Origin of the sequence: Micromonospora sp. WMMD729, from assembly GCF_049315225.1 — a bacterium.
In the GTDB taxonomy this organism is placed as follows: Bacteria; Actinomycetota; Actinomycetes; order Mycobacteriales; family Micromonosporaceae; genus Micromonospora.
The window spans coordinates 1,449,993-1,470,672 of record NZ_CP186059.1; the positions used below are offsets into that span (position 1 = coordinate 1,449,993).

A 20,680-nucleotide genomic window follows, 5' to 3' on the forward strand; every position below is an offset into this window, starting at 1 on the left:
GCACCGTACGGGGTCCGAGGGCGACCGGCCTCAGGTGGACCCGGCCGTGATGACCTGCCAAACTTGTCGGTTGGAGGTGCAGACGTGAGCACAGAGGTTCTCGAGCGTCCGGAGCTGAAGGACGCCGACACCGGTCCGGAAATGTTCCACTACGTCCGCAAGGAGAAGATCGCCGAGAGTGCCGTCATGGGCACCTTCGTGGTCGCGCTCTGCGGCGAGACCTTCCCGGTCACCAAGGCGGCCAAGCCGGGCTCCCCGGTCTGCCCCAAGTGCAAGGAGATCTACGACTCGTACAGCGAGTGAACCCGGGCCGGTGCTCCGGTCGGCGACGTAGCCTGCGGCGGTGACCACCTCCACCGCCCTGCTCCTCGCCGACCTGACCGGCGTCGCGGTGTTCGCCGCCTCCGGCGCCTCGGCCGCGGTGGCCAAACGGCTCGACCTCTTCGGTGTGGCGTTCGTCGGCTTCGTCGCCGCGCTCGGCGGCGGGATCTTCCGCGACCTGGTCATCGACGAGGTGCCGCCGCTGGCCTTCGCCGACTGGCGGTACGCCACCACCGCCGCGGTCGCCGCGGTCGCCGTGTTCTGGCTGCACCCGCAACTCGCCCGGCTGCGCACCACGGTGCTGGTGCTCGACGCGGCCGGCCTCGCGCTGTTCACCGTGACCGGCACGCTCAAGGCGCTCGACGCCCGGGTGCCGGCCGTGGGCGCCTGCCTGATCGGCATGCTGACCGCGATCGGCGGCGGTCTGGGCCGGGACCTGCTCACCGCGGAGATCCCGGTGGTGCTGCGCCGGGAGATCTACGCGGTGGCCGCGCTGGCCGGCTCGGTCGCGGTGGCGCTGCTGTACCGGACCGGCCAGACCGGCCCGGTGCCGCTCATCGCCGCCGCCGTCGGGGTGTTCGGGTTGCGCCTGGTGGCGATGCGTCGCCGCTGGTCCGCGCCGGTGGCGGCGTTGCGGCCACCGCGCACCGGCGAGCCCTGGTGAGGGTCACGGATGTGACCAGCGTGGCGTCGCCTGGGCCCACGGGCGCGCGCTGGTTATGCTGAGTCGGCCTTCGCGGCAGCTTCTGCGCGGAGGCGTTTTCATGGGCGGCGGTACTCGTGGCCCTCGCCCGGTGTCCGCCCTCGTGCGGTCGGAGAGGAGCTTCGCGTGGCAGCCCGGACACCGGTGCTAGAGACGTTCCCGGCACTGCGTGCCTGGCAGCGCAAGGCCCTGGTGGAGTACCTGCGCCGCCGTACCGACGACTTCACCGCGGTCGCCACACCGGGCGCCGGCAAGACCACCTTCGCCCTGCGCATCGCCGCCGAGCTGCTGGCTGACGGCACCGTCGAGGCGGTCACCGTGGTGGCGCCGACCGAGCACCTCAAGACCCAGTGGGCCGAGGCCGCGGCCCGGGTGGGCATCCAGCTCGACGCCGCGTTCCGCAACGCCGACGTGCACTCCGCCGCGGACTTCCACGGTGCGGTGATCACCTACGCGCAGGTCGGCATGGCCCCGCAGGTGCACCGGCGCCGCACGATGACCCGGCGCACCCTGGTCATCCTCGACGAGATCCACCACGCCGGCGACTCCCGTACCTGGGGCGACGGGGTCAAGGCGGCCTTCGAGCCGGCCGTACGCCGGTTGATGCTCACCGGCACGCCGTTCCGCTCCGACGACAACCCGATCCCTTTCGTCGAGTACGAGCGGGGCGGGGACGGGCTGCTGCGGTCCCGCGCCGACTCGGTGTACGGCTACGCCGACGCGCTGCGCGACGGGGTCGTCCGGCCGGTGCTCTTCCTCGCGTACTCGGGGGAGACCCGCTGGCGTACCAACGCCGGGGACGAGCTGGCGGCCCGCCTCGGCGAGCCGATGACCCAGGACCTGGTGGCGCAGGCGTGGCGGACCGCCCTGGATCCGGCGGGGGACTGGATGCCGCAGGTGCTGCGGGCCGCCGACGCCCGGCTCACCGTGCTGCGCAACGCGGGGATGCCCGACGCCGGTGGTCTGATCATCGCCACCGACCAGCAGACCGCGCGCTCGTACGCCAAGTTGATCGAGCAGGTGACCGGCGAGAAGGCCGCCGTGGTCCTCTCCGACGACCAGGGCGCGTCCGCGCGGATCGCGACGTTCGCGGCGTCCGACCAGCGGTGGCTGGTCGCGGTGCGGATGGTGTCCGAGGGCGTCGACATCCCCCGGCTCGCCGTCGGCGTCTACGCCACCAGCGCCAGCACGCCGCTCTACTTCGCCCAGGCGATCGGCCGGTTCGTGCGGGCCCGTCGCCCCGGCGAGACCGCCTCGGTCTTCCTGCCCAGCGTGCCGCACCTGCTCGGACTGGCCAGCGAGATGGAGAACGAGCGGGACCACGTCCTGGGTAAACCCAAGGAGGCCGACGGGTTCGACGACGACCTGCTGGAGCGTGCCCAGCGCGACGACCAGGCCAGTGGGGAGTTGGAGAAGCGGTTCGCCGCGCTCTCGGCGACCGCCGAGCTGGACCAGGTGATCTTCGACGGCGCGTCCTTCGGGACCGCCGCCCAGGCCGGTACGCCCGAGGAGGAGGAGTACCTCGGCCTGCCCGGTTTGCTCACCGCCGACCAGGTCTCCCTGTTGCTCACCAAGCGGCAGGCGGATCAACTCGCCGCCCAGCGTCGTCGTACGGCCGAGCGGGCCGCTCAGCCGGCCGCTGCGCCCTCAGCGGCCCCTCCGGTACCCATGAGTGCCGCCCAGCGCCGTGTGGCGCTCCGCCGCCAACTCAACGCCCTGGTGGCCGCCCGGCACCACCGCACCGGCCAGCCGCACGGCAAGATTCACGCCGAGCTGCGCCGGCTCTGCGGCGGCCCGCCGAGCGCCCAGGCCACCATCGAGCAGCTAGAGGAACGCATCGCCACCGTGCAGACCCTCTGACCCCACGTGCCCCACGCACGCGACGAACGACCTCGGCACCCAGGCCCCGACGTACCCGGGCACTAGCCGCACTCCAGGCACACGGACCCGATGGCCCGGGCGTCCCCCGGCACCACGGCACGCCGGCACCCCGGGCGTCCCCCCACCACCGGGCATCCCCCGGCACGCCGGAGCATCACAGGCACCAAGGGCACCAGAAGCACCCACGTCGCGCCCGAGCGGCTCCGCTCATGTCGCGAGCGCGCCAAGATCACACTCGATCATTGATTTAGTGGTGTCGGCGTGCCTATGAGGCCACTAAATCCTGGTTCGAGCACGATCTTGCGGGGCGGGGCGGGGCGGGGCGGGGCGGGTGCGGCGGACACGGGGCGGGCGCGGAGGGGCGCGGAGCGCTCAAGATCTGCGCAACTTCGGGGATGTTGCTGCCTCGCGCGCGTCGGAACCAGCAACATCCCCGAAGTTGTGCGGATCAGGGCGGCTGCCCCGCTGGCTGGGTAGGAAAAAGCCGGCCGGAGGCACCCTCTGGGTGCCTCCGGCCGGCTATGTCGGGTTGCGGACTCAGTTCGCCATCAGATCGGCGCCACGCCAGCTGAACTCGGGGTCCGTCGCGAACCGAACGGTGATCTTCACGAGATCCTCCGCGTACTTGTTCGCGTGGTGCCCACAGAACACCAGCTCGCTCCCACCCGAGAGAGTGATCCGGAGCTTGCCGGCAGCATTGCAGCGGTCGCACCGTTCATCGGCGGCTGGGGGAGCCACCGTCTCGGGCGGCGGCGTGAGGGTCGGGGTCATCGCCTTCCTCCTCTGGTCGTCACCGATGAACAATCTCTTCGGTCGTTGCTCACCTATCGTGCAACACCCGTGCTGGGCCTTGCCTTCCCTGTGTGCCCGCGGGGGACCGAGGTCACACATGGCAGGGACAGTGTGCCGTGAACCCAGGGTGCCACGTCAACGATCACATTCGTGCATCCGGACGATCACCAACTGGCGTTGCACACCAGGTGGTCAAAACGACACGTTCGGTTGACGAAACAGGCTCAGTCCAGGTAATCCCGGAGAACCTGCGACCGGGACGGGTGCCGCAGCTTGGACATCGTCTTGGACTCGATCTGCCGGATCCGCTCCCGGGTCACCCCGTAGACCTGACCGATCTCGTCAAGCGTCCGCGGCTGACCGTCGGTCAGGCCGAAGCGCAGCCGTACGACGCCCGCCTCCCGCTCGGAGAGCGTCTGCAGCACCTGCTGGAGCTGGTCCTGCAGGAGCGAGAACGAGACGGCGTCGACGGCGACCACGGCCTCGGAATCCTCGATGAAGTCACCGAGCTGGCTGTCGCCCTCGTCGCCGATGGTCTGGTCCAGCGAGATGGGCTCCCGAGCGTACTGCTGGATCTCCAGCACCTTCTCGGGTGTGATGTCCATCTCCTTGGCCAGCTCCTCCGGGGTGGGCTCGCGGCCCAGGTCCTGGAGCAGCTCGCGCTGTATGCGGCCGAGCTTGTTGATGACCTCGACCATGTGCACCGGGATGCGGATGGTGCGGGCCTGGTCGGCCATGGCGCGGGTGATGGCCTGCCGGATCCACCAGGTGGCGTACGTGGAGAACTTGTAGCCCTTGGTGTAGTCGAACTTCTCGACCGCTCGGATGAGACCGAGGTTGCCCTCCTGGATCAGGTCGAGGAAGGCCATCCCGCGCCCCGTGTACCGCTTGGCGAGGGACACGACGAGACGGAGGTTCGCCTCGAGCAGGTGGTTCTTGGCGCGCTCGCCGTCGCGGGAGATCCAGCCCAGGTCGCGGACCATCTCCCGGGCGAGCTTCTCCTCGCCCTCGTCGGCCGCGCGCAGCTGCTCGGCGGCGTAGAGCCCGGCCTCGATCCGCTTGGCCAGCTCCACCTCCTGCTCGGCGTTGAGCAGCGGGACCTTGCCGATCTGCTTCAGGTACGCCCGGACGGAGTCGGCAGAGGCGGTCAGCTCGGCGTCGCGCCGGGCCTGCTTGAGCGCCTCGGACTCCTCGTCGTCCCACTCGAAGTCGTTGTCGGTGGCCGACGCGGCGGCGTCGGTCTCGGCGGCCTGGGCCAGCTCGGCCGGCTCCTCGACCACCACGTCCTCGATGGTGGCGGCCAGCTCCTCCGGGTCGATCTCACCCTCGGCGCCGTCGGCTCCCTCGCCCTTGGCCTTGCCGGCGGCCTTGACCGGCTTGGCGCCGGCCGCCGCGGCCACCGTCGCCTTGGTGGCGCGGGTGGACTTGGTCGCCTTGGCCGGGGCGGCCGCTGCGGCGGCGACTTCGGCGGTGCTGCCGGCGGCCTTGCGGGCGGCCACCTTGCGCGGGGCCGGCGCCGGCTGCGCCTCGTCGGAGGCGGGCGCCTGCTTCGGGGCGGGCGCGGCGGCCTTCTTGGTCGTCTTGGCGGTGGTGGCTCGGGACGCGGGGGTCGTCGAGCGAGCCGCGGCGACCCGGCGGCGGGTGCTCGCCGAGCCGTCCACCACCACGGTCACTCCCGCCTCGGAGAGCGCCCGCAGGATCTTCTTGGCCTGGGCCGGAGTCACCTCGGCGGTCTCGACGGTGCGCGCGAGCTGAGCCGACGTGAGCTGACCGCCAGCGCTCTGCGCGTGGGCGATCAGAGTGTCGGTGAGCGAGCGAACGTCGGCGCCGGGCTGGCGGGGTTCTGTCACGAATGACCTTCCGGAGGCGAAGAGCGGGCACGGCCGGGTCGTCCGGCACGGCGTGGGTCAACCGGGCCGGGCGATGTGGTTGAGGGACCCCCGTGTCCCGGACCGGCCGGGGTCTCGGCGGTCCGTGGCGCGTGGGCAGGGGTGAATTGTAACGCCGTCTGCGGCGATCATCCTGCGCCGCACGGCGTAACGGCGGCGGGACCGCCGATTCGGCGCAGATGTGGACTTTGTAAGGATGATACTCGCGCACGGCCCGCAACGCCCCGGTCGTGCCGGAAGGGGACCCTGGAATGGACCGTTCGGCACCGCCACCGCGGGAATTGTTGACCATCGCGATCGAGGTGGCGCGGCACGCCGCGGCGACCGCGTACCGGATGCGGGTCGAGGGCGTCTCCGTGGCGGCCACCAAGAGCACGGTCACCGACGTGGTCACGGCCGCGGACCGGGCCGTGGAGCGCCAGGTTCTCGACGCGCTGCGCCGGCTGCGACCGGGGGACGCGGTCCTGGGCGAGGAGTACGGCACGACCCAGGCCGGTCCGGTGACGCCGGGCGGGGTGCGGTGGATCGTCGACCCGATCGACGGCACCGTGAACTACCTCTACGGGTTGCCGTACTGCGCGGTGTCGCTGGCCGCCGAGGTCGACGGGGTGGTGGTGGCCGGCGTGGTGCGCAACGTGCACACCGGCGAGGAGTGGACCGCCACGGCCGGCGGCGGGGCGTGGCGCGACGGCGTCCGGCTGCGCTGCTCGGGCGAGACCGACCTGGGGCAGGCACTGGTCGGCACCGGTTTCGGCTACGACGCCGGCCGACGGGCGCACCAGGCGTCGGTGGTGGCCGGGCTGATCGCCTCGGTACGCGACATCCGCCGCCTCGGCGCCGCCGCGCTGGACCTCTGCCTGGTCGCGGAGGGGCGACTGGACGCGTACTTCGAGAAGGGGTTGTCGGCCTGGGACCAGGCCGCCGGCGGCCTGATCGCGGCCGAGGCGGGCGCCCGGGTCGCCGGCCTGGCCGGTCACCCGGCCGGCCCGGACCTGGTCATCGCGGCCCCGCCGGCGCTCTTCGCCGGGCTGCACGACCGGCTGGCCGCCCTGGACGCCTCCGGCGGCCCCTGACTCCCGTCGGGGCCGCCGGTCAGGCCGTCACTTCTTGGGTGCGGGGGATGGGCAGGAGCCGGCCGGCGCGACCGGCGGACCCAGGTCGCCGAGGGACTGGTTGACCTCGGTGGTGGTGGCGAGCTGCTGGAAGCCGTTGCCCAGCACCACGTCCACCGTGTCGTCGGTGCGCTTCTCGTCGTAGACCGGCTCGGCGTTGTTCAGGAAGTACGCCTTCAGCAGGTGGGCGGAGCTGACACCCTTGGGGCCGAACTTCAGCACGGCGACGTCGTCGATGCCCTTGGGCGCGTTGCCGACCTTCTTGACCTGGAATTTCCGGTTGCGGAAGTCGTCGGCGACGGTGCCCGCCCGGCCCGGCTCGTCGGTCCCGTTCAAGACGTTGATCTTGACGTCCTTGGGCTCGTGCAGCGTGACGTCGGCCAGCGGCCAACCGTCCGGGCAGCCGCCCGCCGCGCCGGCCTCGCCCTGGCTGTCCCGGACGATCGCGGTGATCACGAACGCCAGCGCCAGGACCCCCAGCAGGCCGACGACGACGAGTGCTCGCACTCGCGCAAAACTCATCTGGGTGCTCCCCGGACCTGAGGTGGGTGGTGGCGGCCGCCAACGATCGCACTGACCGCCGGCCGTCGAATACGCCGCTGAGGTTAACGGTTGTCCGGCCGTCGCGTGGAAACAGTCCGACATGCCGGCGCGCCGACCGTGAACCGGGTACTACTACCCCTATCTTCGTGTCGCCTGAATCACATTGGGAACAACTTCGCGTGCGGGGGCGTACAACTCAGCCGCAAGGGCGGTATACATGCCTCGCCCAAGGGGGGGTAAGGTTCCGCGCTCGCAGGGGAGTGGCCCCAGCGGTCCCGACCCGTACGGTCCCGTGGGTCGGGTGCCCGACACAAGTGGTTGCCGGCCAGCGGAACCGAAACAGCGTCGTCCGGCGTTACAACCGGAAGCGACAACATCGATATGGGAGAGTGACATCCGATGGCCACCGACTACGACGCCCCGCGTCGCGACGAGGTCGACCTCGGCGAGGACAGCCTGGAAGAGCTCAAGGCCCGACGCGTCGACTCACAGTCGGGCGCGGTGGACGTCGACGAGGCCGAGGTCGCCGAGAGCTTCGAGCTGCCCGGTGCCGACCTGGCCGACGAGGAGCTCACTGTCAAGGTGCTACCGATGCAGCAGGACGAGTTCCGGTGTGCCCGCTGCTTCCTGGTCCACCATCGCAGCCAGCTGGCGGTCGAGCGCAACGGCGAGCTGATCTGCCGAGAGTGCGTCTGACACGCACGACACCGGCGGCGGCCTCCTGATCGGGGCCGCCGCTACCGGTGTAGGCGTGCGACGCCGGTGGGTACCTGCTTGACTCGTAGCGGGTAGCCACAGCACCGGGAGGTTCCACCCATGAGCGATCGAGGCGACACCACCGACGGCGGCGCGGACGACCTCGGTGCCACCGTCGCGGCGTTGACCGAGGACGACATCGCGCCGGCCCGGCGACGCCAACTACTCACCCGGATGGCGTCCCAGGCCCGCAGCCGGGGCGTCGCCGACCTGTTGAAGCCCCGTGCCGCCGTGCGCTGGATGGTCGACACGGTGGCCGAGATCGCCCCGCACGTGCCGGTGCGCGACCTGGCCACCCTGCGTCGGCACTTTCCCGGCCTGGACGACGCCGCACTGGCCGAGCGTCTGATCCGCAACGCCTCCCGCACCACGGCCGGGATCGGCGCGGCCGGTGGTGGAGTCGCCGCCGTCGAGTGGACGGTCGCGCCCACGCTGCTCTCCGCGCCGGTGCTGCTCGCCGCCGAGACCGTCGCCGTCGTGGCGGTGGAGCTGAAACTGATCGGTGAGCTGCACGAGATCCACGGCGTGTCGCTGCCCGGCGCCGGCGGCCAGCGGGCGGTGGCCCTGGTGCACTCCTGGGCCACCCAGCGCGGGGTCAACCCGATGGTGCCCGGCGTGGGCGTCGGCGCGGTGCTCGGCACCGCCGCCCGTAAGGAAATGCGGGACATGCTGCTGCGCCGCTTCGGGCGCAACCTCACCACCCTCGGGCCGTTCCTCACCGGCGCGGCGGTGGCCAGTTTCCTGAACCGCCGGGCCACCCGCCAGATGGCCGACCAGCTCCAGGCGGACCTGCGCCGGCGCGGCGTCGCCCGGCCCGCGCCACCGCCGGCCCTGCCCGGCCCGCCCACGGGCACCTGAGCGGACGCCGAGCGCCGGTCAGCCCGGTTCGCCGGCCGTGGAGTCGGCGGGCCGGGCGGCGTCCCGCGCGGCCAGCAGCGCCTCGGCCAGCTCGACCGGACGCCTGCTGCTCACCACCCAGAACGGGGTCGGGTCGGCCGGGTCGTCGAGCACCACCTGCACGGCACCGCCGATCCAGGGCCGCTGCACCACGAAGGCGAGCGGGTCCGCGCCGACACCCAGCACCTCACGACGACCGGCGGCGTCCAGCGGGACCACGTCGGCCACGAAGCGCGCCGGCAGCCGGGCGTCGTCCACCCGCAGCTCACCGTCGACGACCGCCACCCGGATCCGGCCCAGCCACCACAGCCCGGCGGCGGTGACCGGCAGCAGCACCGCGAAGGGCACCCAGGCCCGGGCGCCGGAGCCACCCATCCAGATCTCGACGGCCAGCAGCCCGGCGGCCACCAGGCTGGTCAGCCACAGCCACCAGGGCAGGTCCAGCCGTTCGGCGTACGCCGGGCGGGCCGGAACCGCCGACCGATCGGCGGACGGGGAGGGCGACATGCTCACTCCTGCGAGGGTACGGCGCACGACAGGCCGGTCAACCGGCAGGATGGCAGGGTCACCGGAGACAACCGGACCGAAGAGGGGACCCGTGACCGACGTCGTACCCGTGCCCGTGCGGCTGCTCGATGCCGAGCTGCCGCTGCCCACGTACGCCCATCCCGGCGATGCCGGGGCCGACCTGGTGGCCGCCGCGGACGTGGAGCTGCCGCCCGGCGGCCGGGCCCTGGTGCCCACCGGCGTGGCCATCGCCCTGCCGGACGGTTACGTGGGTCTGGTCCATCCCCGCTCCGGCCTGGCGGCCAGGCTCGGCGTGACGGTGCTCAACGCGCCCGGTACGGTCGACGCCGGCTACCGGGGTGAGATCATGGTCAACCTGATCAACCATGATCGGGACACGCCCGCGAAGATCTCTCGCGGCGACCGGATCGCCCAGCTCATGGTCCAACGGGTGGCGCGGGCGCGGTTCGAGCCGGTGGCCGAGCTGCCCGGGTCCGCGCGGGGCGCCGGCGGGCACGGCTCGACCGGCGGGCACGCTCAGCTGGTGCCGTCACCGGTCGGCGGGCAGACGGAAGAAGTGGCAGGGTGATCGTGAACAGCGGAGGGTGGGCGCAGTGATCTTCTCCCGAAAGCGGGCCGATGCCGGGCGGCACACCCGCGACGAGCGGGCCACCGAGGTCCTCGACGAGGGCGCCGCGGCGCCGGCGCTGGTGCGCGGGCCGTACGACATCTCCGAGGTCGACGACGAGGTGCAGCGGCTCGACCTGGGCAGCCTGCACATCCCGGCGATCGCCGAGGTGGAGGTGCGGGTGCAGGCCGACCCGCAGGGTGTGATCCAGCAGGTCGTGCTGGTGCACGGGGACAACGCGTTGCAGCTCGGCGTCTTCGCGGCCCCCCGGTCCGAGGGGATCTGGGACGAGGTGCGCGAGGAGATCCGGCAGTCGCTGCTGCGCGACGGCGCCTCCGCGCAGGAGGTCGCCGGCGAGTACGGCCCGGAGCTGCACGCCCAGGTGCGGACCCCGGACGGCCCGACCAACCTGCGGTTCGTCGGCGTCGACGGGCCGCGCTGGATGGTCCGCGGCGTCTTCCAGGGCCCGGCGGCCCTCGACCCGGCCAGCTCGGGCCCGCTCGCCGAGTGCCTGGAGGGCCTGGTGGTCGACCGTGGTCAGGAGGCGAAGCCGGTCCGGGAACCGCTGCCGCTGCGCCTGCCCCGCGAGATCGCCGACCAGGCCGGGGACTCCTCCGAGGCCCCCCGCCAGGTCTGACCGACCGCGTCCCGGCCCGCCGGAACCGGCTCCGTCGGCGTACGCTGGCGGGACGGTTCCGGCGTCGCCGGAGCCGGGCCGGTCCCGGCGAACGTGGAGAGGGTGACGCGGAGGTCATGACGACCGACGAGAGCAAGGTGTCGCTGCGGCGCATCCTGCACCGGTTCACCGCCAGCGAGGCTGAGATCGACGCGCAGGAGTTGCGGCAGGAGAGCGCCGAGTGCGGTGGCGTGCTGGCCCAGCAGTGCTCCCGGGGCCAACTGGTCTCGGTCGCCGGTCGGCTGCGCACCGTCGTCTACACGCCGCGCACCAACCTGCCCACCCTCGAAGCCGACCTGTACGACGGCAGCGACGTGGTCACCCTGGTCTGGCTGGGCCGGCGGCACATTTCCGGGATCGAGCCGGGGCGGCACCTGACCGCGCGTGGCCGGGTGGCGATGCGCGACGACCGCAAGGTCATCTACAACCCCTACTACGAGCTGGACTCGCCGAAGTGACGGCGCCGGAAACGGAAGGCCGGTCATGACGACGGGACAGGACCGGGCGGCACAGCCGGAGACTCCGCCGGGCGACGACGAGGCGCTGCCGACGATCGCCGAGCAGATGGCCGACCAGCTCGGCGGCTGGCGCGGGCTGGTCGAGTCCAGCATTCCGGTGGTCGTCTTCGTGGTCGCCAACATCATCGGTGACCTGCGGCCCGCCGTGATCGCGTCGGTGGCCGTCGCGCTGCTGATCGCCGGGTTGCGGCTGGCCCAGCGTCGGCCGGTGCGGCACGCGGTCAACGGGCTGTTCGGCGTCGGCATCGGCGCCGCCATCGCGTGGCGTACCGGCGACGAGCGGGATTTCTACCTGCCCGGCATCCTCTACGGCATCGGCTACGGCGTCGCTCTGCTGATCTCGGCGGCCGTCCGGCAGCCCCTCGTCGGGTGGATCTGGTCGGTGCTGGTCGCCAAGGGCCGCTCCGAGTGGCGGGCCGACCCGAAGCTGGTGCGTACGTTCACCCAGCTGACCGTGCTCTGGGGCGTCGTGTGGCTGGCCAAGGTGGGCGTGCAGGCCGGGCTCTACCTGGCCCACCAGGACACCGCGCTGGGCGTGGCCCGGCTGGCCCTGGGCTACCCGCCGTACGCGCTGCTGCTGTTGATCACCGTCTGGACGGTGCGCCGGGTCACCCGGGAGACGCAGCCCACCCCGCTGCCCGGCGCCTGACCGCCCCGAAGGGGTTCAGCGGGAGCCGCGGGTCCGCTCGACGCTGTCCGGGCCGAGGATGACCGCGCGCACGTCGTCCTCCACCTCGGCCGTGCAGACGAAGATCAGCTCGTCGCCGGCCTCGATGGGGTCGTCCGGGCTGGGCACCAGGACCCGCTTGCCGCGCAGGATCGCCACCAGCGCGGAGTCGCGGGGCAGCGGCACCGCGTGCAGCGGCTGACCGACGTACGGGGCGGTCGGCGGCAGGGTGATCTCGACCAGGTTGGCCTCGCCCTGCCGGAAGGTCATCAACCGGACCAGGTCGCCGACGGTGACCGCCTCCTCGACCAGGGCGGCCATCACCCGGGGCTTGCTCACCGCGACGTCGACGCCCCACTGCTCGGTGAAGAGCCACTCGTTCTCCGCCCGGTTCACCCGGGCGACCACGCGGGGCACCGCGAACTCGGTCTTGGCCAGCAACGACAGCACCAGGTTGGTCTTGTCGTCGCCGGTGGCGGCGACCACCACGTCGCAACCGGCGACGTTGGCCTCCTCCAGGCTGGCCACCTCACACGCGTCCGCGAGCACCCACTCGGCGGCGGGCACCCGGTCCGGTCGGAGCATCTTCGGTTGACGCTCGATCAGCATCACCTGGTGGCCGTTCTCGATCAGCTCCTGGGCGATCGAACGGCCCACGTTGCCGGCGCCGGCGATGGCGATCCGCATGGCTCAGTGCCCTCCTTCCGGTGGCGTCGCCGCCACCGCCGTGACCGTCGCCACGATGTCGTCGCTGACCAGCATGAACACCTGGTCACCCTCCTGTACGAGGGTGGACGCGGTGGGCAGCGTGCCGATGCCGAAGCGGATCAGGTAGGCCACCCGCGCGCCCGATGCCTCCTCCAGCGCGTGCACCGGGCGACCGATCCACTCCCGGTGCACCGGGACCTCGACGATCGACACGGTGCTGGTCGGGTCACGGAAGATCTCCACGTTGCCCTCGGGTACGAGGTGCCGGAGCATCCGGTCGGCCGTCCAGCGCACCGTCGCCACGGTGGGGATGCCGAGACGTTCGTACACCTGCGCCCGGCGCTGGTCGTAGATCCGGGCCGCGACCCGGGACACGCCGAACGTCTCGCGGGCCAACCGCGCCGAGATGATGTTGGAGTTGTCGCCGCTGGAGACGGCCGCGAAGGCGTCCGCCCGCTCGATACCGGCCTGGCGCAGCACCTCGCCGTCGAAGCCCGCCCCGGTCACGGTGATGCCGGCGAAGTCGGGGCCGAGCCGGCGGAAGGCGTCGGCGTCCTGGTCGATCACCGCCACCGAGTGCCCCCGGGACTCCAGGCTGTGGGCGAGGGTCGATCCGACCCGACCACAGCCCATGATCACGACGTGCACGCTGTCCCTCCCAAGGTGCGTACCGCTGCCGCTGCCGGTTGCTCCGGGTCCGAGCCTGCCACGTCCGGCTCCACAGCGGGACCGACCGTACCGCGTCGGTTCGACCGGTGGTGATCGCCCACCCCGGCGTCCGCGCCGTGGTGGTCGTACTCTTGGCGTTCGTGGCCAGTCCCACCTCGCTGCTGAAGCGGCTGCTCCTCGGTCGACCGTTCCGGTCCGACCGCCTGCAGCACACCCTCCTGCCGAAGCGCATCGCGCTGCCCGTGTTCGCCTCCGACGCGCTGTCCAGCGTCGCGTACGCGCCCGACGAGATCCTGCTGACCCTGTCCATCGCCGGGGCGTCGGCGTTCGTGTTCTCCCCGTGGATCGCCTTCGCGGTCGTCGTGGTGATGCTCACGGTGGTGGCCAGCTACCGGCAGAACGTGCACGCCTACCCCTCGGGCGGCGGCGACTACGAGGTGGCCACGGTCAACCTCGGCCCCAAGTTCGGCATCGGCGTGGCCAGCGCCCTGCTGGTCGACTACGTGCTCACCGTGGCCGTGTCCGTCTCCTCCGGGGTGGCCAACCTCGGCTCGGTGGTCCCGTTCGTGGCCACCCACAAGGTCATGATCGCGGTCCTCGCGGTGATCCTGCTGACCGCGGTCAACCTGCGCGGGCTGCGCGAGTCCGGTACCGCGTTCGCGATCCCCACCTACGGCTTCGTGATCGTGATGGGCGGAATGCTGCTCACCGGGCTGTTCCGCGTCTTCGTGCTGGGCGACGACCTCCGCGCGCCCAGCGCCGACCTGGTCATCCAGGCCGAGCACAGCGTGACCGGCTTCGCGCTGATCTTCCTGCTGCTGCGGACGTTCAGCTCGGGTGCCGCCGCGCTCACCGGCGTCGAGGCGATCTCCAACGGCGTGCCCGCGTTCAAGGCGCCGAAGAGCCGTAACGCCGCCACCACGCTGCTGCTGCTGGGCGCGATCGCGGTCAGCCTGCTCGTCGGGATCATCTGGCTGGCCCGGCTGACCCACCTGCAGTTCGTCGAGGACCCGGCCCTGCAGATCGTCTCGGGCCCCGAGGGGTACGTGCAGAAGACGGTCACCACCCAGCTCGGCGAGACGGTCTTCGGCTCCGGCTCGATCCTGCTCTACGTGGTGGCCGGGATGACCGCGCTCATCCTCTTCCTGGCCGCGAACACCGCGTTCAACGGCTTCCCGGTGCTCGGCTCGATCCTCGCCCAGGACCGCTACCTGCCCCGCCAGTTCCACACCCGGGGTGACCGGCTGGCCTTCTCCAACGGCATCACGTTCCTGGCCCTCTTCGCGATCGTGTTGATCGTCGGGTTCCAGGCCGAGGTGACCCGGCTCATCCAGCTCTACATCGTCGGGGTGTTCGTCTCGTTCACCGTCTCCCAGGCCGGCATGATCCGGCACTGGAACCGGCGGCTGCGTACCGAGCGGGACCCGGAGGCCCGCAAGCGGATGCACCGCTCCCGGGCCATCAACACGTTCGGCATGGGCCTGACCGGCACGGTGCTGGTGATCGTCCTGATCACCAAGTTCCTGCTCGGGGCCTGGATCGCGATCGCGGCGATGGCGGTGATCTACGCGCTGATGCTGGCCATCCACCGGCACTACGACCGGGTCGCCGCCGAGCTGACCCCGCCGGACGAGGGCCGGGCCGTGCTGCCCGCCCGCAACCACGCGATCGTGCTGGTCAGCAAGCTGCACCAGCCGACGCTGCGGGCCGTCGCGTACGCCCGGGCCACCCGACCGGACACGCTGACCGCGGTGACCGTCAACGTGGACGAGAAGGACACCCGGGACCTGCAGGCCGAGTGGGAACGGCGGGAGATGGCGATCCCGCTCACCGTTGTCGACTCGCCGTACCGGGAGATCACCCGGCCCATCCTGGACTTCGTCGCCTCCACCCGCCGTACGTCGCCGCGCGACGTGGTCACCGTCTTCATCCCCGAGTACGTGGTGGGGCGCTGGTGGGAGAACCTGCTGCACAACCAGAGCGCGCTGCGCCTCAAGGGCCGGCTGCTCTTCGAGCCGGGGGTGATGGTGGTCAGCGTGCCGTGGCAGCTCGCCTCGACCGCCAGCAAGAACCTGGACCGGCTGGACGCCACGCTGTCCAACACGCCGGCGCGCGGGCCCCGGGGCACCGTGCCGGCGGAGGTGACCGCGCCGGCGCCCGGCGAGGCCGTACCGACGGGCGGCGAGACGGTGGGAGACGGCCGTGACTGAGCGTACGACCGCGGGTGCGACGGTGGCCTCGGCATCGGACACGGCCTCGGCTTCGACGGCCGAGCGGGGCCTCGGCGAGGCGGAGCGGGTGGAGTTGACCGTCGACGCGGTGGCCCCCGGCGGGCACTGTGTCGCGCGGGTGGACGGGCAGGTGGTGTTCGTCCGTCACGCGCTGCCCGGCGAGCGGGTGATCGCCGAGGTCACCGAGGTGCACCGGGGGTTCGTCCGGGCCGACGCGGTGACCGTGCTGGACCCGTCGCCGGACCGGGTGGAGCCGCCCTGCCCGTATGCGAGGCCGGGCGCCTGCGGCGGGTGCGACCTGCAACACGTCGCCCCGGACGCGCAGCTGGCCTGGAAGACCGCCGTGGTGCGCGAGCAGTTGGCCCGCCTCGGCGGGCTCGCCGACGCCGAGCTGGACCGGCTCGGCGTCCGGGTGGAGGCGCTACCGGGTGGGCTGCTCGGCTGGCGTACCCGGGTCCGCTACGCGGTCGACGCCGCCGACCGGGCCGGCCTGCTCAAGCACCGCTCGCACGAGGTCGTGCCGATCGACCGGTGCCGGATCGCCCACCCGGCCGTCCAGCAGCTCGCGGTGCTCACCCCGACCGGCGCGCGCTGGCCGGCGGCGGATGCGGTGGAGACCGTCGCCAGCAGCGGCGGGGACGTGCGCGTCGCCGAGGTCCGCGACGGGGCCGTCACGCCGGTGAGCGGGCCCACCGAGGTCCGTGAGGTGGCCGCCGGACGGGACTGGACGCTGCCCGCGTCCGCCTTCTGGCAAGTCCATCCGGCTGCCGCCGACACGCTGAACACGGCCGTGCTGGAGCTGCTCGACCCGCGGCCGGGCGAGGTCGCCTGGGACCTCTACGGCGGCGCCGGGCTGTTCGCCGCCGGGCTGGCCGCCCGCGTCGGCGCGTCCGGTCGGGTGACGCTGGTGGAGGCCTCCGCGCAGGGTGTCGCCGCCGCCCGGGAGAACCTGGCCGACCTGCCCCGCGTCGAGGTGGTGTCGGCGCGGGTGGAAACCGCGCTGGCCCGCCGACGGATCACCGGCCCGGTCGACGTGGTGGTGCTCGACCCGCCGCGCTCCGGCGCCGGCGCCCCGGTGGTGCGCGCGCTGGCCGCCGCCGGCCCGCGGGCGGTCGCGTACGTGGCGTGCGACCCGGCGGCCTTCGCCCGGGACGTGCGCACCTTCGCCGAGCTGGGCTGGCGGCTGGCGGCGCTGCGCGGCTTCGACCTGTTCCCGATGACCCAGCACGTCGAGTGCGTCGGACTGCTGCTGCCGCCGGCCGCCGGGTAGCGACCGGCGGCGGATCCGCCCCTGACCAGGCGCTCAGCCGGCCGGTCCGGGGCGGGCGGCTCGGGCCGGGCTGCGGAGTACCGGGCGGCCGATAGACTCTCCGGTCATGAGCGTTGAAGAGGACACGGCCAACCACGGCCGGTTGCTGGAGACGGTACGCGGTCCGCAGGACGTCAAGCGGATGTCGGCCGAGGAGCTGGACGTGCTCGCCGCCGAGATCCGGGACTTCCTGATCGCGAAGGTCTCCCGCACCGGCGGGCACGTCGGGCCCAACCTCGGTGTGGTCGAGCTGACGCTGGCCATGCACCGCGTCTTCGACTCCCCCCGGGACCGGCTCCTGTTCGACACGGGCCACCAGGCGTACGTGCACAAGATCCTCACCGGGCGGCAGGCCGGCTTCGACAAGCTCCGCCAGCGCGGCGGCCTGTCCGGCTATCCCAGCCAGGCGGAGAGCGAGCACGACCTCATCGAGAACTCGCACGCCTCCACCGCGCTCTCCTACGCCGACGGCCTCGCCAAGGCGTACGCCCTGCGCGGTGAGCAGCGCAGCGTCGTGGCCGTGGTCGGCGACGGCGCGCTCACCGGCGGCATGTGCTGGGAGGCGCTGAACAACATCGCCACCGCCGGCAACTCGCTGGTCATCGTGGTCAACGACAACGGCCGGTCGTACTCGCCCACCATCGGCGGGCTGGCCGACCACCTCTCCTCGCTGCGGCTCAACCCGGGCTACGAGAAGGTCCTCGACACGGTCAAGGACGCCCTCGGCTCCACCCCGCTGGTCGGCAAGCCGATGTACGAGGTGCTGCACGCGGTCAAGAAGGGCATCAAGGACGCGGTCGCCCCGCAGGCCATGTTCGAGGACCTGGGCATCAAGTACGTCGGCCCGGTGGACGGGCACGACGTGGCGGCCGTCGAGTCGGCGCTGCGCGCCGCGAAGAACTTCGGTGGTCCGGTGATCGTGCACGCCGTCACCCGCAAGGGGTACGGCTACCGCCCGGCCGAGGAGGACGAGGCGGACTGCCTGCACGGCCCGAGCAGCGCCTTCGACGTGGAGACCGGCACCCTGCTGGCCGCCCCCTCGGTGAAGTGGACGCACGTCTTCGCCGACGAGCTGCTGGCCGTCGCCGACGAGCGGCCCGACGTGGTGGGCATCACCGCCGCGATGGCCGAGCCGACCGGCATCGCCAAGCTGGCCCGCAAGTACCCCGAGCGGGTGTACGACGTGGGCATCGCCGAGCAGCACGCCGCCACCTCGGCAGCCGGCCTGGCGCTCGGTGGGCTGCACCCCGTGGTCGCCGTGTACGCCACCTTCCTCAACCGCGCCTTCGACCAGGTTCTGCTGGACGTGGCGATGCACAAGCTGCCGGTGACCTTCGTGCTGGACCGGGCGGGCATCACCGGCCCGGACGGCCCCAGCCACTACGGCATCTGGGACATGTCGGTCTTCGGCGTGGTGCCCGGTCTGCGGATCGCCGCTCCCCGTGACGCCGTCACGCTCCGCGAGGAGCTGCGCGAGGCGGTGGCCACCGACGACGGCCCGACCGTCCTGCGTTTCCCGACCGGCGCCGTCGCCGCCGACCTTCCGGCGCTGCGCCGGGTCGGCACCGTCGACGTGCTGGCCGAGTCGACGCGTACCGACATTCTGCTCGTCGCCGTCGGTTCCTTCGGCCAGCTGGGCATGGAGGTCGCCGCCCGGGTCGCCGAGCACGGCTACGGCGTGACCGTCGTCGACCCGCGCTGGGTCCGCCCGGTCCCGGCCGAGCTGGTCGACATGGCCGCCCGCCACCGGCTCGTGGTCACCGTCGAGGACGGCGTCCGCGTCGGCGGTGTCGGTGACGCTCTCGGCCAGGCGATGCGCGACGCCGACGTCCGGGTGCCGCTCAAGGACCTGGGCGTACCGGCCGACTGGCACCCGCACGGCACCCGCGCGCAGATCCTCGCCGACCTCGGCCTGACCGCGCAGGACGTGGCCCGTGACGTCACCGGCTGGATCTCCCGCCTGGACGCCACCCCGGACCACCTGACCCCCAACAGCAAAACCGCAGCCCAGAACTAACCCCCCCCGGCAACGCCAGAACGGCGGGCGCGCCCCCTGCAGGACCGCGCCCGCCGTCCCCGCCCCCGCGCCCCGCCCTCTCCCCGCCGATCTTGCACTTTCGGTTGTCGTAATGCGCCTCTTTGCGCCTTATGTCGCAGCAGAAAGTGCAAGATCGGCGGGGCCGGGCGGCTGGGCTGGGGCGGGGCAGGGCGAGAGCGGGGTGGGGTGGGGTGGGGGCGCTGTTAGCGGTGAGGGCTTACTGAGCGGTAGTGGGTTTTGTCGGTGTTGGCGAGGCTGAAGGTCTGGGTGCGGGTGGGCTCGGGCACGACCACCAGGCCGGGGCGTTCCACCAGCAGCGGGGTGCCGGGCGGCACGGAGAGCGAGCTGTCCCGGGTGGCCCGCCAGCTGAGCACCAGCAGGGGCTGGTCGGCGACCGGAAGCTGGTACGTCTGCAGCGGGGTGGCCCGGTCGGCCGGCGAGACCACCGGCGCGCTCCCGTCCGCCGGCCGGTAGACGACGGCGGTCATCGTGCCGGCGTCGGTGTCCCAACTGAGCTGCTGCAACTCGGCCGGCTCGCCACCGCCGAGCGCCACCTCGCCGAGCGACCGGACCGAGAGCTTCGCCATCGGCCAGGACGTCGGCACCGACTTCGGCGCGTCCCGGTCACCGATCCGGCGCGGGATGCTGCCGAAGGGGCCCCGCTCGCCGGCCAGCACGCAGGTGTCCAGGCCGGCGAGCGCCCGCTTGCCGGCGCCGGACTCGTCGCGGACCAGCGGATAGCGCGGGTCGGTCGTGCCGGTGCCCAGATCGAGCAGGCGGTCGGCGGCCCGTCCACGGGGCAGTGACTCGGTGGCACGCAGGGTCGCCGTCACGCCGACCGCCGTGCAGGCCGGCACGTCGACCGGCGCGCTGAGGCCGTCGGCGACGGCCACCGCCCGCCCCTGCGGCCCGAGCAGCTGCTGCACCCGGGCCGAGACCAGGTAGCGCCGGCCGCCGGCCGTCTGCACCGGCAGCACGTCGGAGTAGACCAGGTAGCCGGGGTCGGTGTACTCGGTGGCGCGGCTGATCGTGTAGCGGTCGCCGGCACGGGTGAGTTGCAGCAGCCAGGACGCACTCTCACCGGGCACGTCGGCGGCCACCAGGGCCACCGGGGCCCCGTCGACACGTCCGGAGAAGAGGATGCCGGACGACGGCAGGTGCGCCCGGTCGTCGTCCGGTGACCGCCAGTCGCGCACCGCCTCGGTGACCGCCGTCGTCGCCGCGGCGTCGCCGGACAGATCGCCCCGGGGCGGCCACACGGCCAGCGTGCCGTCGAGGCTGTCGTACCCCACCCGCAGGTCGCGGGGCGCGCGGTCCGCGACGGGACCGCACGCGGTACCGACCAACAACGCCGCCAGCAGGACGGCGACCGTCCTGCCGTGCCGGCGGCCCGGAGTCACCTGATCCGCCCCCGATCGCCTCGCCGTCGCTGTCGGAAAGCGCCATAGTACGAGATGTCCGACGCGACGCCGCCGCTGGCCGGTTCCTCGTCCGCCACAATGGACATCACCGGGGCTTTAGTGCCTTTTCGCCGCTCGGGTAGACTCCGCCGACTGTGACGCCTGCCGAGTCCCGCGCCCTCGCTTCCCGGGCCAGGTCCGTCGGGGCGCCCGGCGACTCCGCCGCTCCGGCCGACCTGGTCGACACCGCCCCGGCCATCCCGACCTCGACCGCACCCGAAACGACCGCGCCGGTACCGACCGCGCCGAATGAGGCCGACCCGACCCGGGGCACCCCGCACGAGGCCGTGCCGGACCAGGACGTGCCGGACCGGGCAGCGCCGGACCAGGCAGCGCCGGACCAGGCAGTTCCGGACCAGGCAGCGCCGGACCAGG

The 20,680-nt window shown here is 72.7% G+C and carries 20 protein-coding genes; 13 read left to right on the forward strand and 7 right to left on the reverse strand.

Annotation, left to right across the window (positions count from 1 at the left end):
- Positions 1-84 precede the first annotated feature (84 nt).
- From ACN263_RS06680 to ACN263_RS06690, 3 genes are all read left to right on the forward strand, one after another.
- On the forward strand, positions 85-303 hold the full coding sequence (locus tag ACN263_RS06680; protein ID WP_278151181.1) for a DUF3039 domain-containing protein: 219 nt from the start codon (positions 85-87) through the stop codon (positions 301-303).
- A 40-nt stretch (positions 304-343) separates the two neighbouring features.
- Entirely contained in the window at positions 344-985 is a 642-nt protein-coding gene (locus ACN263_RS06685; protein WP_422738947.1) for a trimeric intracellular cation channel family protein, read from the forward strand.
- 165 nt (positions 986-1,150) lie between these two features.
- The gene (locus ACN263_RS06690; RefSeq protein WP_422738948.1) at positions 1,151-2,884 is read left to right on the forward strand and encodes a DEAD/DEAH box helicase; all 1,734 of its coding nucleotides are present in this window, start codon (positions 1,151-1,153) and stop codon (positions 2,882-2,884) included.
- Positions 2,885-3,442: 558 nt separating this feature from the next.
- Here the strand turns inward: ACN263_RS06690 and ACN263_RS06695 are convergent.
- On the reverse strand, positions 3,443-3,676 hold the full coding sequence (locus ACN263_RS06695; protein WP_355234582.1) for a DUF7455 domain-containing protein: 234 nt from the start codon (positions 3,674-3,676) through the stop codon (positions 3,443-3,445).
- 245 nt (positions 3,677-3,921) lie between these two features.
- Positions 3,922-5,547 carry an RNA polymerase sigma factor gene (locus ACN263_RS06700; protein WP_422738949.1) on the reverse strand — a complete coding sequence of 542 codons (1,626 nt, stop codon included), beginning with the start codon at positions 5,545-5,547 and terminating at the stop codon, positions 3,922-3,924.
- Positions 5,548-5,837: 290 nt separating this feature from the next.
- On the opposite strand from ACN263_RS06700, the gene ACN263_RS06705 reads away from it, so the two are divergent.
- On the forward strand, positions 5,838-6,659 hold the full coding sequence (locus ACN263_RS06705; RefSeq protein WP_422738950.1) for an inositol monophosphatase family protein: 822 nt from the start codon (positions 5,838-5,840) through the stop codon (positions 6,657-6,659).
- Between the two features lie 27 nt (positions 6,660-6,686).
- Here the strand turns inward: ACN263_RS06705 and ACN263_RS06710 are convergent, their stop codons facing one another.
- A complete protein-coding gene (locus tag ACN263_RS06710) occupies positions 6,687-7,205 on the reverse strand; it encodes a LytR C-terminal domain-containing protein (RefSeq protein WP_422740613.1) in 519 nt (172 codons plus the stop codon).
- Between the two features lie 435 nt (positions 7,206-7,640).
- Between ACN263_RS06710 and ACN263_RS06715 the strand changes: the two genes are divergently transcribed.
- Both ACN263_RS06715 and ACN263_RS06720 read left to right on the forward strand, forming a co-directional pair.
- The gene (locus tag ACN263_RS06715; RefSeq protein WP_007075406.1) at positions 7,641-7,937 is read left to right on the forward strand and encodes a DUF4193 domain-containing protein; all 297 of its coding nucleotides are present in this window, start codon (positions 7,641-7,643) and stop codon (positions 7,935-7,937) included.
- Between the two features lie 120 nt (positions 7,938-8,057).
- Positions 8,058-8,855, forward strand: coding sequence for a hypothetical protein (locus tag ACN263_RS06720; protein WP_422738951.1), 798 nt, complete (start codon positions 8,058-8,060; stop codon positions 8,853-8,855).
- Positions 8,856-8,873: 18 nt separating this feature from the next.
- Here ACN263_RS06720 and ACN263_RS06725 read toward each other — a convergent pair whose 3' ends face one another.
- On the reverse strand, positions 8,874-9,401 hold the full coding sequence (locus tag ACN263_RS06725) for a DUF3093 domain-containing protein (protein ID WP_422738952.1): 528 nt from the start codon (positions 9,399-9,401) through the stop codon (positions 8,874-8,876).
- A 91-nt stretch (positions 9,402-9,492) separates the two neighbouring features.
- Here ACN263_RS06725 and dut point away from each other — a divergent pair, with 91 nt between their 5' ends.
- From dut to ACN263_RS06745, 4 genes are all read left to right on the forward strand, one after another.
- On the forward strand, positions 9,493-9,990 hold the full coding sequence (dut, locus tag ACN263_RS06730) for a dUTP diphosphatase (RefSeq protein ID WP_422738953.1): 498 nt from the start codon (positions 9,493-9,495) through the stop codon (positions 9,988-9,990).
- 25 nt (positions 9,991-10,015) lie between these two features.
- Positions 10,016-10,666: a DUF3710 domain-containing protein gene (locus ACN263_RS06735; protein WP_422738954.1), complete on the forward strand. Its 651-nt coding sequence runs from the start codon at positions 10,016-10,018 to the stop codon at positions 10,664-10,666.
- 116 nt (positions 10,667-10,782) lie between these two features.
- Entirely contained in the window at positions 10,783-11,163 is a 381-nt protein-coding gene (locus tag ACN263_RS06740; RefSeq protein ID WP_422738955.1) for an OB-fold nucleic acid binding domain-containing protein, read from the forward strand.
- A gap of 25 nt (positions 11,164-11,188) precedes the next feature.
- The gene (locus ACN263_RS06745; RefSeq protein WP_422738956.1) at positions 11,189-11,872 is read left to right on the forward strand and encodes a DUF3159 domain-containing protein; all 684 of its coding nucleotides are present in this window, start codon (positions 11,189-11,191) and stop codon (positions 11,870-11,872) included.
- Positions 11,873-11,887: 15 nt separating this feature from the next.
- On the opposite strand, the gene ACN263_RS06750 is transcribed toward ACN263_RS06745, so the two are convergent.
- Positions 11,888-12,577, reverse strand: a complete 690-nt coding sequence (locus tag ACN263_RS06750; protein WP_355053285.1) for a potassium channel family protein — start codon at positions 12,575-12,577, stop codon at positions 11,888-11,890.
- Positions 12,578-12,580: 3 nt separating this feature from the next.
- Positions 12,581-13,246, reverse strand: a complete 666-nt coding sequence (locus tag ACN263_RS06755) for a potassium channel family protein (RefSeq protein ID WP_422738957.1) — start codon at positions 13,244-13,246, stop codon at positions 12,581-12,583.
- 161 nt (positions 13,247-13,407) lie between these two features.
- Between ACN263_RS06755 and ACN263_RS06760 the strand changes: the two genes are divergently transcribed.
- The 3 genes from ACN263_RS06760 to dxs all read left to right on the forward strand — a co-directional run bounded on the left by ACN263_RS06760 (position 13,408) and on the right by dxs (position 18,824).
- Entirely contained in the window at positions 13,408-15,477 is a 2,070-nt protein-coding gene (locus ACN263_RS06760) for an APC family permease (protein WP_422738958.1), read from the forward strand.
- A 22-nt stretch (positions 15,478-15,499) separates the two neighbouring features.
- Positions 15,500-16,768, forward strand: a complete 1,269-nt coding sequence (locus tag ACN263_RS06765; RefSeq protein ID WP_422740614.1) for a class I SAM-dependent RNA methyltransferase — start codon at positions 15,500-15,502, stop codon at positions 16,766-16,768.
- A 106-nt stretch (positions 16,769-16,874) separates the two neighbouring features.
- Positions 16,875-18,824, forward strand: a complete 1,950-nt coding sequence (gene dxs, locus ACN263_RS06770) for a 1-deoxy-D-xylulose-5-phosphate synthase (protein ID WP_422738959.1) — start codon at positions 16,875-16,877, stop codon at positions 18,822-18,824.
- 224 nt (positions 18,825-19,048) lie between these two features.
- Here dxs and ACN263_RS06775 read toward each other — a convergent pair whose 3' ends face one another.
- Positions 19,049-20,245, reverse strand: coding sequence for a hypothetical protein (locus tag ACN263_RS06775; protein ID WP_422738960.1), 1,197 nt, complete (start codon positions 20,243-20,245; stop codon positions 19,049-19,051).
- Between the last annotated feature and the right edge of the window lie 435 nt (positions 20,246-20,680).